Here is a 14,823-nt window from a genome sequence, read left to right as displayed (position 1 = left end):
TGCTGTCTTTATTTTAGACGGCCCAGGCCGCCTTTGTCAAGCCAAAATACGCCCATGGATCCCCTCAATTCGTGGTGATATTCACCATTTTGTTATTCATATCACAAAATGATGGGGGCCATGCGATGGAGGCGAAGGCGGGGGATCTGGCGTTGCTGGTGGGGCCGGGGGGGAAGACGTTTCTGGTCCGGCTGGAGCCCGGGGCCGTTCTGCACACCCACCGGGGGATGGTGGCCCATGCGGATTGCATCGGGCGGCCGTGGGGCACTGCCATCCGCTCCCATCGGGGGGAGATCTTCTGGCTGCTGGAGCCCTCGACCGAGGAGCTGATCCGCCATCTCCCCCGCCAGACCCAGATCCTCTACCCCAAGGACATCGGCTATATCCTGCTCAAACTGGCGGTCCGCCCGGGCCGCCAGGTGGTGGAAGCGGGGACGGGCAGCGGAGGGCTGACCCTGGCCCTGGCCCAGGCGGTCTGGCCCCTGGGCCAGGTGATCAGTTACGAGGTCCGGCCGGAGATGCAAGCCTTGGCCCGCCGCAATCTGGAGCGGGTGGGGCTGGCGGAGATGGTCACCTGGAAGGTGCGCGACATCCGCGAGGGCTTCGACGAGACCGCCGCCGACGCCCTCTTCCTGGACCTGCCCGAGCCGTGGGCCTACCTCCCCCAGGCGGCCGCGGCGCTGCGGGGGGGCGGTTTCTTCGGCGCCATCCTGCCCACCGCCAACCAGGTGATCCGCCTCCTGGAGGCCCTCCCCGCCCACGGTTTTGGGTTCATCGAGACCGTCGAGATCCTCCTGCGGCCCTACCACACCGCCGGCTGGCGCTTCCGGCCGGCCGATCGCATGGTCGCCCACACCGGCTTTTTGATCTTCGCCCGCCGCCTCCTCGGCCCTCCGGAGGCCCTTCCAACCCCCGAGGCCCTCCCCGACGCCGAGGAACCGACAGGCCCCGGATCGGCGCCCCCCGATTAGGCCTGGAAGGCCTCCATCCGGAGGGTGACCCGGTCCACCCGCCGCCGATCGATGGTCACCCCCAGGCCCGGGCCCTGGGGGACCGTCAGGGTGCCGTCCGGGTTGAGGACGAAGGGCGGGTCCACCAGGTCCTCAAAATAATAGCGGTCGCTGGCGGAGAGATCACCGGGGAGGGTGAACCCGGGCAGGGAGGCCAGGGCCACGTTGGCCGCCCGGCCGATGCCGGTCTCCAGCATCCCCCCGCACCAGACCGGGATCCCCCGCTCGCGGCAGAGGTCGTGGATCCGTTTGGCTTCGAGCAGCCCGCCGACCCGCCCCGGCTTGATGTTGATGATCCGACAGGCCCCCATATCGAGGGCCGCCCGTGCGTGGCGGACGGAATGGATGCTCTCGTCCAGACAGATGGGCGTGCGCAGGCGAGCCTGGAGCTGGGCGTGCTCGCAGAGATCGTCCCAGTGGAGGGGCTGCTCGATCATCATCAGATGGAAAGCGTCCAGGGCCGCCAGCCGGTCGGCGTCCTCCAGGGTGTAAGCGGAGTTGGCGTCGGCCATGAGGGGGATCTCGGGGAAGGCGCGCCGAACAGCGGCGATCATCTCCACGTCCCGTCCCGGCTTGATCTTCACCTTGATGCGGCGGTAGCCCTCCGCCAGGTAGCCCTCGATCTTCTCCAGCAACGCCGCATCGGTGGGCTGGAGCCCGATGCTCACCCCCACCGGGACCCGATCCCGGGCGCCCCCGAGCATCCGGGAAAGGGGGAGGCCGGCGCGGCGGGCGAAAAGGTCCCAAAAGGCCGCCTCCAGGCCCGCCCGGGCCATGGGATGGCCTCGCAGCCGCTCTCCTAGCCGGGCCACCGTCTCCACGTCGGGGATCTCCTGGCCCAGCACGGCGGGGATCAGGAACCCCCGCAACACCATCCAGGCCGTCTCCGTCGTCTCATAGGAGTAGCCAAAATCCCGCGAGGCCACGACCTCTCCCCAGCCCTCCAGGCCGTCCGCGTATACGGTGACGAGGAGGGCCTCCCGATCCTGCTCCCGCCCGAAGGAGGTTTCGAAGGGCTCCTTCAAGCGCATCCGGATCCAGCGAAGCTCCACCCGTTCGACGACCATCCTTCGGCTCCTGGTTAAGGAAGTTCCCGCCAGACGAAGGGGCGCCGCCGGGATCTTGACGAAGCCCGAGGGCCTGCCTATCATTCTAGTGCATGCGGCCCGGAGACGGGCGCGGCTGGGAGGGGATCTCTGATCGGAGAGGCAAAGGATCGATGCCGCCGCTTCTGGATGTGCGGAACCTGGAGTTGCGGTTCTTCACCCGCGATGGGGTGGTGCACGCCGTCAACGGGGTCTCCTTTTCGCTCCACGAAGGCGAGACGCTGGGGATCGTGGGGGAGTCCGGGAGCGGGAAGAGCGTGACCATGCTCTCCATCCTCCGCCTGATCCCGCAACCGCCGGGCCGAATCACTCGGGGCGAGGTCCTCTTCCAAGGGGTGGATCTCCTCAAACTGAGCGAGGCGGACATCCGCCGCATCCGCGGCTCCAAGATCGCGATGGTGTTCCAGGACCCCATGACCTCTCTCAACCCGGTGCTGACCATCGGGCGGCAGATCACCGAGGTCCTGGAGACCCATCTCAACATGTCCCCCCAGGAGGCCCGCCAGCGGGCCGTCGAGCTCCTCCAGATGGTTGGGATCCCCAACGCCGAGGAGCGTCTCAACGATTATCCGCACCAGTTCTCCGGGGGGATGCGACAGCGGGTGATGATCGCTATGGCCCTGGCCTGCCATCCCCAAATCCTCATCGCCGACGAGCCCACCACGGCCCTCGACGTAACCATCCAGGCCCAGATCATCGAACTGGTCAAGCGGCTCCGGGACGAACTGGGGATGGCCATCATCTGGATCACCCACGACCTGGGGGTGGTGGCCGGCCTGGCCCACCGGGTGGCGGTGATGTATGCGGGCTACATCGTGGAGGAGGCGCCGGTCCTGGAGCTCTATCACAACCCCCGCCACCCCTACACCCTGGGGCTGCTGGGTTCCCTCCCGCGGCTGGATCGGTGGGAGCGTCGGCGCCTGGTCTCCATCGACGGGATGCCCCCCGACCTGCTGGAGCTGCCGCAGGGGTGCCCGTTCGCGCCCCGTTGCCCTTACGCCTTCGACCGGTGCTGGGAGGAGAACCCCCGACTCGAAGAGGTAGGCCCCAACCATCGGATCGCATGCTGGGTAGATGTGACCACGGGGAGGCCCCGGTGAGCCGGAACGGACAGGTCCTGATCCGGGTTGAGAACCTGGTGAAGTGGTTCCCGATCACCCGGGGGATCATCTTCACCCGCACCATCGGTTACGTCCACGCCGTGGATGGCGTCTCCTTCGAGATCCGGCGGGGGGAGACCCTGGGTCTGGTCGGGGAGTCCGGATGCGGGAAGTCAACCGTCGGCCGGACCCTCCTCCAGCTCCACCGGCCGACGCGCGGACACGTTTACTTCGACGGCGTCGACCTCACCCGCCTCAAGGGCAACGAGCTGCGGCGGATGCGGCGCCGGATGCAGATCATCTTCCAGGACCCCTATGCCTCCCTGAACCCCCGGATGACGGTGGGCCAGATCATCGCCGAGCCCCTGGAGATCCACGGCGTGGCCCGGGGGAAGGAGGCCCGGGAACGGGTGGAGGAACTGCTGCGCCTGGTCGGCCTGAACCCGGTCTTCGCCGATCGCTACCCCCATGAGTTCTCGGGCGGCCAGCGCCAGCGCATCGGCATTGCCCGCGCCCTGGCCCTGCAGCCCGATTTCATCGTCTGCGACGAGCCGATCTCCGCCCTCGACGTCTCCATCCAGGCCCAGATCGTGAACCTGCTCCAGGAGCTCCAGGAACGCTTCCACCTGACCTATCTGTTCATCGCCCACGACCTGGCGATGGTCCGCCACATCAGCGACCGGGTGGCGGTGATGTATCTGGGCAAGATCGTCGAACTGGCGGACCGCAACGAGCTCTACGAGAACCCCCTGCACCCCTACACCCAGGCGCTGCTCTCGGCCGTCCCGGTGCCCGACCCTGCGGTGGAAGCCCGACGGCAGCGGATCATCCTGCGCGGCGAGGTGCCCAGCCCTGTCAACCCGCCCAGCGGGTGCCGGTTCCACCCCCGCTGCCCCATCGCCCAGGAGATCTGCAAGCACGTGGAGCCCGAATGGCGGGAGGCCCGCCCTGGCCACTGGGTGGCCTGTCACCTGGCGGCCTAACCGATGGGGGCTTCGCCGTTAGGCGGAGCCCTGAAATCGGGGATCCTCCTGAAGCATCCGCCGCAGGCCCTCCTCCAGGGAGACGCGGGGGCGGTAGCCCAAGCGCCGCTCGGCCTTCCGCAGGTCGGCGCAGAGCCGAGCCACCCCCCCGTCCTGGGCGGGGCTGTGGATCACTTGGGCCCGCCGACCCACCACCCGCATCACCACCTCAGCCAGCTCGTTGATGGCGGTCTCCTGCCCGCTTCCGACGTTGATGATCTCGCCGTTCAGTCCCCGCAGGCGCCCCGCCGCCACCATGGCCTCCACCACATCCTCCACGTAGACGAAATCCCGGGTCTGGCTCCCATCGCCGAAGATCACCAGCGACCCCCCCTCCACCGCCTGTTTCAGGAAGCGGGAGGTCACCGGGGCATGGGCGGCCGGGAGCGGCTGCCCAGGGCCGTAGGCGTTGAAGATCCGCAACACCACCACCTCGAACCCCCACAGCCGGCCCAGGGTGAGGGCGAACTGCTCGGCCGCCAGTTTGGTGACCGCGTAAGTCGAGCGGGGCCGCGGCATGAGATCCTCGTGGACCGGCTGGACGGGCTGGTCGCCGTAGACGGCGCCGGAGGAGGCGAGGATCAACCGCCGGACCCCTGCGTCGCGCATCGCCTCCAGCAGGGCCACGGTGCCGCCGACGTTGACATCCTGATAGATCCGCGGATAGAGAATGGACTCTGGGACCGAGACCCGCGCGGCCAGGTGATACACGACGTCCACGCCCTGCAGCAGGGTCCAGAGCCGGGGGACATCCCGCACGTCCCCCCGGGCGAAGACCACCCGCGGGTCCAGGCGCTGCGGATCCCCCGCGCTCAGGTCGTCCAGGACCAGCACCGTCCACCCCTCCCGGACCAGCCGGTTGGCCAGGGCGGATCCGAGGAAGCCGGCACCTCCGGTGATCAAGACCCGCATGGTTCCTCCTGGAGCGGAAGAGTCCGTGGGGAGAGCCTGTTCACTGGGCGAGCAACCACCCGACCAGGGCGTCCATGTCCTCCACGACGTGGGTGGGCCACAGGTCCTCGGGAAGGGGCTCCCCATAGCGGTTCCGCCAGACGCAGTCCCGTTTCAGGCCCAGGGCGGGCTGGACGTCGTGGAGGAGGCTCTGGGCGATGTGCAAGACCTCCTCCCGGCGGGCCCCGTAGCGGGTGCAGAAGGTCAGCCAGTGCTGCGGATGGGGCTTGTAAGTCCGCGTGTCCTCCGCGGTGACGGCCCCGTCGACCTCCAGCCTGTGGCACCGGATGGTCTCGGCCAGCAGGTCCCGATCCACGTTGGAAAGGATGACCCGCCGGAAGCCCATGGCCCCGAGGGCCTTCAGCCCTTCTACCGTATCCGGGAAGGGCGGCCAGGCCGGGACCGATGCGGCGAAGGCCACGGCCTCGGCCTCCGGCAACGCGACCCCGAAACGGGCGGCCACCGCCCGCGCCGCCTCCGCCAGGACCTCCCGGTATCGGCGGTAAGGCCCCGTCTCCACCCGGTGCTCCTCCTCCACGTAGGCCGCCAACAGCGCCTCGGGGGGCAGGTCCACCCCGTGCCGGCGCAGGATCCCCCCAGATGTTCGGCGATCCCCGCCCGCCAGTCCATGAGGGTCCCGTAGCAATCGAGGGTCAGAAAGCGATAGCGGGCCATCGGCTGTCCGCTCCTTCCGCAGGATCTTCAAATCCCTGCCGAGAGGCCGCGGGGGCGCTCGTTGACGATCCCCGCCAGGCGCGGGACAATATCTCCGGCGGCCGTCTTCAGGATAACATCGTCCCCCAGCCCGGACAACTGGAGGTCGGATGTCCCCGATGGACACGGCGCGCAGCGACGGCGAACCGATCCCTAACCGGGAACTGGACATCCGGGGGGAGGTCTGCCCCTACACCTATGTGAAGACCCGCCTGGCCTTGGAGGAGATGGAAGTCGGCCAGGTGCTGCGGGTGCTGGTGGATTACGAGCCCGCCGTCCACAACGTCCCCCGCAGTGTCCGCCTGCAGGGGGATGAGGTGCTGAAGGTGGAGCCGGTGGGGGAGGGCCTATGGGCCATCTGGATTCGGAAGCAGAACCCTTCCATCTGAGGCGATCGGACGCAGAGCGGATCCTCGCCCACGCCCGGGACGAGTGGCCCCTGGAGGCCTGTGGCCTGCTGGGCGGGATCGGCCGGCGGGCCCTGGCCGTTTACCCGGCCCGCAACGAATGGGCCAGCCCGGTCCGCTATCGCGTCCACCCCGAGGATCTGATCCGGGTGCTGCAGGATCTGGAGGCCAAGGGGTGGGAACTGGTGGGGATCTATCACTCCCATCCCCACGGGCCGCCGACGCCCTCCCCCACCGACATCCGGGAGGCCTACTACCCGGAGGCCGTCTATCTGATCGCCGCCCCCGTCCAGGGGGAGTGGCGCCTGCGGGCCTTCCACCTCCGGGATGGGACCGCCCAAGAGATCCCGCTGATCCTGGAGCCGGACTGAGAAGGCTGGCGATGCACTGGTCGGCGGCGGAGGGGACCCCCCTGGGGACCATCTGGGTGGTGGCGGATGCCCGGGGGGTGCGCTGGGTGTTCTTTGGGGAGCACGGGGAGCAGGCGTGGGCGGCCTTCCTTGCCGCCCACCCGGGGCTGGAGCGCCTGGACCGCGGCCTGGCGGCCCAGGCCCTGGCCCAGATCCTGGCCTATCTGCGGCGGGAGCGCACGGTCTTCACGGTGCCCCTCGCGCCAGAGGGCACATCCTTCCAGCGGCGGGTCTGGGTGGAGACGGCGCAGATCCCCTACGGCCAGACCCGCACCTACGCGGAACTGGCCCGCCGGCTGGGGCGGCCGGGCGCGACCCGCGCGGTGGGGCAGGCCCTCGGGGCCAACCCGCTGCCCCTCCTGATCCCCTGCCACCGGGTGATCGCTGCCGACGGCCGGCTGGGGGGCTACACCGGAGGCGTGCATGTGAAGCGCTGGCTGCTGGCATTGGAGGGAGTCACGGTTGCGGTGGCATGAACTGGACACCCCGCTGGCGGCGTTGCTTCGGCACTGGCATGCGGATCCCCGCTTCCGGCAGCGGATCGCCGCGTGGGGATGGACACCTGCCCGCCCTGCCCGGATCGTCCCCTTCCCGGAGGATCTGGATCCCCGCTGGCGTGCCGCCCTGACGCGAGCTGGCTACGCGGGCTTATACGTCCACCAGGCGGAGGCCTATCGGGCCGCCCGCCAGGGGGCCCACGTCGCCCTGTTCACGGGCACCGCCTCCGGGAAGACCCTGGCCTTCCTCCTGCCGATCCTGCAAACCCTCTGCGAGGACCCGCAGGCCACGGCCCTGTTCCTGTATCCCACCAAGGCCCTGGCCCACGACCAACGGGCCATCTTCCGCGCGTGGCTCTCCGCCCTGGGGCTCCCTGCCGCCGCCCTGCCCTACGACGGGGACACCCCGAGCGAGGCCCGGCGGTTCGTCCGCGAGCGGGGGCGCCTGCTGGTGACCAACCCGGACATGCTCCACAGGGGGCTTCTCCCGTGGCATCCGCGCTGGGCCTCCTTCCTTAGCCATCTGCGCTTCGTGGTGATCGACGAGGCCCACGTGTATCGCGGGGTGTTCGGGAGCCACGTGGTGAACGTGCTGCGACGGCTGCGGCGGCTGGCCGCCCGCTACGGGGCCGCTCCCCAGTTCCTCCTGGGATCGGCCACGGTCGCCAACGGCCGGGAACTGGCGGAGGGGCTGGTGGAGGCCTCTGTCCATCTGATCGAGACCGACGGAGCCCCTTCTGGCGAGCGCCACTTCCTCCTCTATAACCCGCCCCTGGTGGACGCGGCCCTAGGCCTGCGCCAGAACGCCCTGGCCGCCGCCGCCGACCTCATCGGGACCCTCCTGGCCCACGGCATCCCCACCATCGCCTTCGCCCGCTCCCGCATGGCGGTGGAGCGGCTGCTGCGACGGGTCCGCGCGGCCTGGCTTGCGGGCGGGGGGGACCCGCAGATCATCCAGGGCTATCGGGGCGGTTACCTGCCAGAGACCCGGCGGGCCATCGAGAAAGGCCTGCGCGAGGGGCAGATCCGCTGTGTGATCGCCACCAACGCTCTAGAACTGGGCGTGGACATCGGCAACCTGGAAGCGTGCGTGATGGTGGGCTACCCGGGCACCATCGCCTCCGCGCGGCAGCAGGCCGGCCGGGCGGGCCGCCGCGCGCCCCTGAGCGTCGCCATCATGGTCCTCACCCCCACTCCCCTGGATCAATATCTGGCTGGGCACCCCGAGTTCCTGTTCGAACGCTCCCCCGAGGCCGCCCGCTTCGATCCCGATAACCTTGCCCTGCTGGCCGGCCATCTGCTGTGCGCCGCCTTCGAACATCCGCTGGACCCTGGGGAGGCCTTCGCCCGGACCCTGGACACCGATCGGCTGGTGGCGTTGCTGATGGAGGACGGCGCGCCCCTCTACCGGAACCCCACGGACGGCCGGGTCTACTTCGCCGCCGATCGCTACCCGGCGGGATCCCTCAGCCTCCGGACCGGGACGGGGGACCGGATCGCCGTCCGGGTTCGCCGTGGAGGCGAGGGACACCGGATCGGCGAGGTGGATCGCCCCTCTGCCCCCTGCCTGATCCACCCCGGCGCCGTCTACCTGCACGAGGGGCAGGCGTATCGCATCCAGGTGGTGGACTGGGAGCGGAGGGAAGCGTGGGCTGAGCCCTTCGAAGAAGACGAGATCACCGAGCCGATGGTGGAGGCCACGTGGCGCCTCGACCTGGAGCGGGCCCGGCGGGCCACCCCATGGGCCGCCGGCGCGTGGGGGGAGGTCACCATCACCAGCCGAGTGGTGGGCGCGCGGCGGCTGCGATGGTCGGATGGGGCGCCCCTGGGCACGATGGCCGTCGAGACGCCCGAGACGGCCCTGAGCACCACCGCGTGGTGGCTAACCCTCCATCCGACCCTGGTCCGGCGGTTGGAGGCGGAGGGCATCACCCTGGGCCCCCTCGATTACGGCCCGGATTGGGAGGCCCTCCGCCGGGCGGTCCGGGCCCGAGACGGCCACCGGTGTCGGATCTGCGGGGCGCCGGAGCCGCCGGGCCAGGCCCACGATGTGCACCACCTGCGGCCGCTGCGGACCTTCCGGGACCGCCGGGAGGCCCATGCCTTGGAGAACCTGATCACCGTCTGCCGGCCGTGCCATCGGCGCCTGGAGCGGGGGCTGGGGACCCGCAGCGCCCTCTCGGGGCTCGGCGCCCTCCTGCACGGCCTGGCCCCCCTGTTCTTGATGAGCGATCCGGCAGATCTCGGTCTCCTGGTCGATCCGGAGGGCCGGGAGACCGGGGGGCCCACCGTGCTGCTTTATGAACAGATGCCCGGCGGCGTCGGCTTCGCCGAGCACCTGTGGGCCGTTCAGGAGGCGCTGCTGGAGGCCGCCCGGGAGGTAGCGGCGACATGCCCCTGCGAGGCCGGGTGCCCCGCCTGCGTGGGGCCTCCCGTGGCGTTCATGAACTTAAAGGCCGAAACCCGACGCCTGCTGGAGGCGCTCCGGGAGCCCACGGGCGGGCTTCCCCAAAACGGGTAAAATGAGGACAAAGCCATCCCAGCCCCTGTGGAGCCCGATGCGCGACCGGAACGCCCCGACGGAGCCGAAGACCGAGGAGGCAATGGCCCTGGAGGACCTGGCCCGGCGCCCCCATCGGCCCCTGGTGGTGGTGATCTCGGGGCCCTCCGGCGCCGGGAAGGATTCTCTGATCCGCCGGATGAAGGACCTCCAGGTCCCCTTCCACTTCGTGGTCACCGCCACGTCGCGCCCGCCGCGGCCGGGGGAGGTGGACGGGGTGGATTACCACTTCCTCTCTCGAGAGGCCTTTGAGGCCGCCATCCGCGCAGGGGAGTTCCTGGAATACGCCGTGGTCTATGGGGATTACAAGGGGATCCCGAAGGGGGAGATCCGGAGCGCCCTGGCCAGCGGCAAGGATGTCATCCTGCGGGTCGATGTGCAGGGGGCGGCCACCCTCCGCCGGCTGCTCCCGGAGGCGGTCTTCATCTTCGTCGTCCCGGCCTCGCGGGAGGAGCTCCTGGGGCGCCTGCAGGCCCGCGGGACCGAGACCGCGGAATCCATCGTCCGCCGGCTGGAGGCCGTCAAGGAGGAGCTCCGCCATTGGACGGAGTTCGATTACCTCGTCGTCAACCGGGATGGCGGCCTAGACGAGGCCGTGGCCGACATCCTGGCTATCATCCGGGCGGAACATTGTCGGACCCACCCCCGCCGGATCCCCTGGGAGGGCCTGGCAGGCCCTTCGGATCGGGGTGCCGGCGGTTGAGCGGGGGGGCTGGAGTGGCGGTGGGTGGAAAGGACGGATCATGACGAAGAAACCGGATCTGTTCGCCCAGGGCCGGGCGGAGGCGATGCGGCGGGAGGCCCCCCTGGCCGCGCGCCTGCGGCCTCGGCGCCTGGAGGAGTTCGTCGGCCAGGCCCATCTGGTGGGGCCGGGCGCGCCGCTGCGACGCCTCATCGAGGAGGGCCGGCTGCTGAACTCGATGATCTTCTGGGGGCCGCCCGGCACTGGCAAGACCACCCTGGCCCTCCTGATGGCCCAGGCCGCCGGAGCCCACGTCGAGACGCTGAGCGCGGTGACGGCCGGCCTCGCCGACCTGCGCCGGGTGATCCAGGAGGCCCAGGAGCGGCGCCGGCTCTACGGGCGGCGCACCCTCCTGATCGTCGATGAACTCCACCGCTTCACCCGGGTTCACCAGGACGCCCTGCTGCCCTTCGTGGAGGACGGCACGGTCATCTTCATCGGCATCACCACCGAAAACCCCTACTTCGCCGTCGTGCCCGCCCTGGTCTCCCGCTCCCGCGTCTTCATCTTTCAGCCCCTCACCGAGGAGGAGATCCTCCTCCTGCTGCGCCGGGCCCTGGCGGACCCGGAGAACGGCTACGGCGGACAGCCCATCGAGGTGCCGGAGGAGGTCCTGCGCTTCTGGGCGCGCCTCAGCGAGGGAGACGCCCGCAACGCGCTGAACGCCCTGGAACTGGCCGTCAGCGCCGCCCTGCCTGACCCCGACGGTCGGATCCGCATCTCCATGGACATTGCCCAGGCGGTGGTCCAGCGGCGGGCCCTGGCCTATGATCGGGAGGCCCATTACGACACCATCAGCGCCTTCATCAAATCCGTGCGGGGTAGCGACCCCGACGCCGCCTTGTTCTGGTTGGCGAAGATGGTGGAGGCGGGGGAGGATCCGCGGTTCATCATGCGGCGCCTGCTGATCCTGGCCGCCGAGGACGTGGGCCTCGCCGATCCGATGGCCATCGTGGTGACCGCAGCCTGCGCCCAGGCGGTGGAGTGGGTAGGGATGCCCGAGGCGGTCTACCACCTGGCGGAGGCTACCCTCTACCTGGCCACCGCCCCCAAGAGCAACAGCGCCGGCGCCTACTTCCAGGCGGTGGAATTCCTCCGCGCCCACGGCTCTGGGGCGGTCCCGGAGCACCTCAGGGACGCCCGCCGGGACGCCGAGGTCCTAGGGCATGGCCGGGATTACCGCTACCCCCACGCCTTCGAGGGCCACTTCGTCCGCCAGTCCTACTGGCCTGTCGGCCTGCCCCGGGTCCGCTTCTACCGGCCCTCCGGCCAGGGCTACGAGCAGGAGATCGCCGAGCGGCTCCGCCGATGGTGGGGGGAGACGGAGGCCTCCCCGCCCGCCGACAGCCCATCCCCTTCTTCCTGAGCAGCCCCGGAGGGCGCCATGGCCCGGACGATCGCGGTGGTCAGCCAGAAAGGCGGCGTGGGGAAAACCACCACGGTGGTCCACCTGGGGGTGGCCCTGGCTGGGCGGGGCGCTGCCACCCTGCTGGTGGACCTCGATCCCCAGGCCGCGCTGACCGCTGCCTTCGGCCTGACCGAGGAGATCTCCCCCACCATCGAGGCAGCGTTATGGAAAGGCATCCCCCTCGGGCAGGTGATCCGGACGCTGCGGCCTCGCCTGGACCTGGCCCCGGCCTCCTTCCAGTTGAACCAAGCGGAGATGGGTTTGGGGCCGCGGGGGCCGTATCGGCTGCGGGAGATCCTGCGGCCAGTGCAGGGCCGCTACACCTACATCCTGATCGACGCGCCCCCCGGGCTGGGGCCCTTGACCGTCAACGCCCTGGCCGCCGCCGACGCTTTCCTGGTGCCGATCCGGCCGGACTACCTCTCCCTCCGCAGCCTGAAGGGGTTGCTGATCGCCGTGGGCCGGCTGCGCCAGCAATTGAACCTCCCCATCGAGTTGCTGGGCATCCTGCCCACCATGGTCCAGTTACACATCCGCCATCACCGGGAGGTGCTCTCCGAACTCACCGCCGCCTTCGGCCGCAAGGTCTTCCCGGTGTTCATCCCCCAAACCATCCGCTTTGCCGAGGCGCCGGTCGCCGGCCGGAGCCTTTTGGACTACATGGCCAGCCACCCCGGCGCCCAGGCCTACCGCCGGCTGGCCGAACTGATCGACGGCGAACGGCCCTCCACCCAGGGAAGGACCTAAGGGAGCGATGGGCAAGGGAGAGCGACCAGAGATCTCCCTGCGCGGGAAAGGGCGCGTCCTCTTTGCGGATCTGGCCGAGTGGGTGGCGGCGCCCACGCCGGAGCCCCCTCGGGAGGCGGCCCCGGCGGAGGCCGTCGGATCCCCCGCTCCGCCTCCCCACAACCCGGCGCCGATGGGCCAGGAGCCGGAGGGTTCCGCCGAGGCGTTCGCGTTCATGGCCCTGGAGGCCGCCCGGGCGGCCCCGGTGGAGCCCATCTCCTGGGCTCCCCCTCCTCCATGGCCCGAGGAACCGACGGCTCCGTCCGCCGACGGGGAGGGGATCGCCATCGACCCCCAGGCCCCGATGCGGGCGTTGCGGATCCCCGGCCTCCTGGCCGGGATCGAACCCGAAGGCCCAGAGGTCACCCCCTACGGCGCAGCGACGCCGGAGACCCGGATGGAGGAAGCGCCGATGGAGACCCCACGGACAGTGGCGGGCGCGCCGGAGAGACCGGCGGGACCCCCGCGGGCGCCCGATGAGGCCCGCGTGCGCGCCCTCAACGGCCGGATCGACGATCTCTACCGCCGCATCGCCAACGGCGCCATCCCGGATCCATCCACGGCGGATCAGGCCCTGGCGTGGCTGAAGCAGGCGCGGGAAGCCCTGCTCACCCCGGAGGGCTACGACGAAGCCGAGTATTACTACAGCCTGGCCTATACCCGCTACGCCATCGCCCGTCGGCTCTGGCGCTGGTCTTACACCTACGGCCTCTTCGTCTTCCTCTGGGGCCTCGCCTGGCTGGGGGCCTACCTCTGGGCGCTGACGGCCGGCCGGGGCTACAGCGCCCAGGTGGTCCCCCCCGGCTACGAGGGGATCTGGGAGCCGATCATGTGGGGCGGCCTGGGCGGGGTGTGCGGCATCTTCTACAGTCTTTACTGGCACGTGGCCATCAAACGGGACTTCGACCGACAGTATGTGATGTGGTATCTCGTCCAGCCGCTCCTGGGCAGCATGATCGGGATGATCATCTACATGGTCATCACCGTGGGCTTCCTCACCGTCCAGGGGACGCCAAACCCTGCCAACCCCCTCTTCATGTATCTGATCGCCTTCGTGGCTGGCTTCCGCCAGCGCTTCTTCTTGGAATTGATCGATCGCATCGTCCAGACGTTCACCCCGAACCCGAGGAGCGCCGCGTGATGGGACGTATCGCCTTCGTGTTCCCCGGACAGGGTTCCCAATATGTGGGGATGGGTCGCGCCCTCGCGGAGGCCTTCGCTGAGGCCCGCCGGGTCTTCGAGGAAGCCGACGCCTGCCTCGGCTATCCCCTCTCCCGGCTCTGCTTCGAGGGCCCGGAGGCGACTCTGAATGATACCTTTTACACCCAGCCGGCCATCCTGACGGTCTCCGTCGCCGCGTGGCGGGTGTGGACGGCGCTGGGGGGGCCGCCCCCCGATATGGTGGCCGGGCACAGCCTGGGCGAGTTCGCCGCCCTGGTGGCCGCGGGAGCCCTCTCCTTCCCCGACGCCCTGCGCCTGGTCCAGGAGCGGGGGCGCTGGATGAAATGGGCAGGGGAGCAGCAGCCCGGGGCCATGGCCGCCGTCCTGGGGCTGGAGCGCGAGGTCCTGGAGGCGATCTGCGCAGAGGCCGCCCGGGAGACCGGCGAGGCAGTCGTGGTGGCCAACGACAACTGCCCCGGGCAATTGGTGATCTCCGGCGGCAAAGCCGGGGTGGCCCGGGCGGGGGAACGGGCCCGGGCCCAGGGGGCGAAACGGGTGATCCCGCTGGCCGTCAGCATCGCGGCCCACTCCCCACGGATGGCGCCGGCCGTGGCCCCCTTCCGGAAGATCCTCGCCGAGACCCCTTTCGCCGCCCCCCGCATCCCGGTGATCGGCAACGTGGAGGCCCGGCCGCTGGACGGCCGCCCGGAGGCCCTGCGGGAGGAACTGGTCCGACAGCTCACCGCCCCGGTGCGCTGGACGGAGAGCGTCCGCTATATGGTCGAGGCGGGGGTGACCCGCTTCGTGGAGCTGGGACCGAAGGATGTGCTGAGCGGCCTGATCCGTCGCATCGCCCCCCAGGTCCGCACGCAGGCGGTGGAGGACCCCGAGGGCCTTCGCCAGGCGCTGGCCGCCATCGGCGCCGGGCCCGATCCGTGAGACCATCCCC

At 70.2% G+C, this 14,823-nt stretch carries 15 protein-coding genes; 12 read left to right on the top strand and 3 right to left on the bottom strand.

Annotation, left to right across the window (positions count from 1 at the left end; translation table 11 throughout):
* Positions 1-125 precede the first annotated feature (125 nt).
* The gene (locus tag C4313_RS03685) at positions 126-971 is read left to right on the top strand and encodes a tRNA (adenine-N1)-methyltransferase (protein ID WP_352428523.1); all 846 of its coding nucleotides are present in this window, start codon (positions 126-128) and stop codon (positions 969-971) included.
* On the opposite strand, the gene menC is transcribed toward C4313_RS03685, so the two are convergent.
* Positions 968-2,077: an o-succinylbenzoate synthase gene (gene menC, locus C4313_RS03680; protein WP_352428522.1), complete on the bottom strand. Its 1,110-nt coding sequence runs from the start codon at positions 2,075-2,077 to the stop codon at positions 968-970. The genes C4313_RS03685 and menC overlap by 4 nt on opposite strands.
* 152 nt (positions 2,078-2,229) lie before the next feature.
* Here menC and C4313_RS03675 point away from each other — a divergent pair, with 152 nt between their 5' ends.
* Both C4313_RS03675 and C4313_RS03670 read left to right on the top strand, forming a co-directional pair.
* A complete protein-coding gene (locus C4313_RS03675) occupies positions 2,230-3,216 on the top strand; it encodes an ABC transporter ATP-binding protein (RefSeq protein WP_352428521.1) in 987 nt (328 codons plus the stop codon).
* Positions 3,180-4,199: an ABC transporter ATP-binding protein gene (locus C4313_RS03670; protein ID WP_352428520.1), complete on the top strand. Its 1,020-nt coding sequence runs from the start codon at positions 3,180-3,182 to the stop codon at positions 4,197-4,199. The genes C4313_RS03675 and C4313_RS03670 overlap by 37 nt, the downstream gene beginning before the upstream one ends.
* 18 nt (positions 4,200-4,217) lie before the next feature.
* On the opposite strand, the gene C4313_RS03665 is transcribed toward C4313_RS03670, so the two are convergent.
* Positions 4,218-5,150, bottom strand: a complete 933-nt coding sequence (locus C4313_RS03665) for an NAD-dependent epimerase/dehydratase family protein (protein ID WP_352428519.1) — start codon at positions 5,148-5,150, stop codon at positions 4,218-4,220.
* Positions 5,151-5,190: 40 nt separating this feature from the next.
* Positions 5,191-5,739: an HAD-IA family hydrolase gene (locus C4313_RS03660; RefSeq protein ID WP_352428518.1), complete on the bottom strand. Its 549-nt coding sequence runs from the start codon at positions 5,737-5,739 to the stop codon at positions 5,191-5,193.
* A 274-nt stretch (positions 5,740-6,013) separates the two neighbouring features.
* Here C4313_RS03660 and C4313_RS03655 point away from each other — a divergent pair, with 274 nt between their 5' ends.
* From C4313_RS03655 to fabD, 9 genes are read left to right on the top strand one after another with little or no spacing between them, the layout of a single operon-like run.
* On the top strand, positions 6,014-6,292 hold the full coding sequence (locus tag C4313_RS03655) for a sulfurtransferase TusA family protein (RefSeq protein WP_352428517.1): 279 nt from the start codon (positions 6,014-6,016) through the stop codon (positions 6,290-6,292).
* Positions 6,253-6,681: a M67 family metallopeptidase gene (locus C4313_RS03650; protein WP_352428516.1), complete on the top strand. Its 429-nt coding sequence runs from the start codon at positions 6,253-6,255 to the stop codon at positions 6,679-6,681. Before C4313_RS03655 ends, C4313_RS03650 begins: the two co-directional genes overlap by 40 nt.
* Positions 6,682-6,692: 11 nt before the next feature.
* Positions 6,693-7,196 carry a methylated-DNA--[protein]-cysteine S-methyltransferase gene (locus C4313_RS03645; RefSeq protein WP_352428515.1) on the top strand — a complete coding sequence of 168 codons (504 nt, stop codon included), beginning with the start codon at positions 6,693-6,695 and terminating at the stop codon, positions 7,194-7,196.
* A complete protein-coding gene (locus C4313_RS03640; RefSeq protein ID WP_352428514.1) occupies positions 7,183-9,738 on the top strand; it encodes a DEAD/DEAH box helicase in 2,556 nt (851 codons plus the stop codon). The genes C4313_RS03645 and C4313_RS03640 overlap by 14 nt, the downstream gene beginning before the upstream one ends.
* Positions 9,739-9,775: 37 nt before the next feature.
* The gene (locus C4313_RS03635; RefSeq protein ID WP_352428513.1) at positions 9,776-10,480 is read left to right on the top strand and encodes a guanylate kinase; all 705 of its coding nucleotides are present in this window, start codon (positions 9,776-9,778) and stop codon (positions 10,478-10,480) included.
* A 40-nt stretch (positions 10,481-10,520) separates the two neighbouring features.
* Complete coding sequence (locus C4313_RS03630) at positions 10,521-11,885, top strand: replication-associated recombination protein A (RefSeq protein WP_352428512.1); 1,365 nt, start codon at positions 10,521-10,523, stop codon at positions 11,883-11,885.
* Between the two features lie 18 nt (positions 11,886-11,903).
* The gene (locus C4313_RS03625; protein WP_352428511.1) at positions 11,904-12,674 is read left to right on the top strand and encodes a ParA family protein; all 771 of its coding nucleotides are present in this window, start codon (positions 11,904-11,906) and stop codon (positions 12,672-12,674) included.
* A gap of 7 nt (positions 12,675-12,681) precedes the next feature.
* Positions 12,682-13,854: a hypothetical protein gene (locus C4313_RS03620; protein ID WP_352428510.1), complete on the top strand. Its 1,173-nt coding sequence runs from the start codon at positions 12,682-12,684 to the stop codon at positions 13,852-13,854.
* A complete protein-coding gene (fabD, locus tag C4313_RS03615; RefSeq protein WP_352428509.1) occupies positions 13,854-14,813 on the top strand; it encodes an ACP S-malonyltransferase in 960 nt (319 codons plus the stop codon). The genes C4313_RS03620 and fabD overlap by 1 nt, the downstream gene beginning before the upstream one ends.
* Positions 14,814-14,823 lie beyond the last annotated feature (10 nt).

Source organism: Thermoflexus sp. (assembly GCF_040289485.1).
GTDB lineage: Bacteria > Chloroflexota > Anaerolineae > Thermoflexales > Thermoflexaceae > Thermoflexus.
Note: the sequence above shows the minus strand (reverse complement) of the source record. Positions and strands in the feature narration are given on the sequence as shown.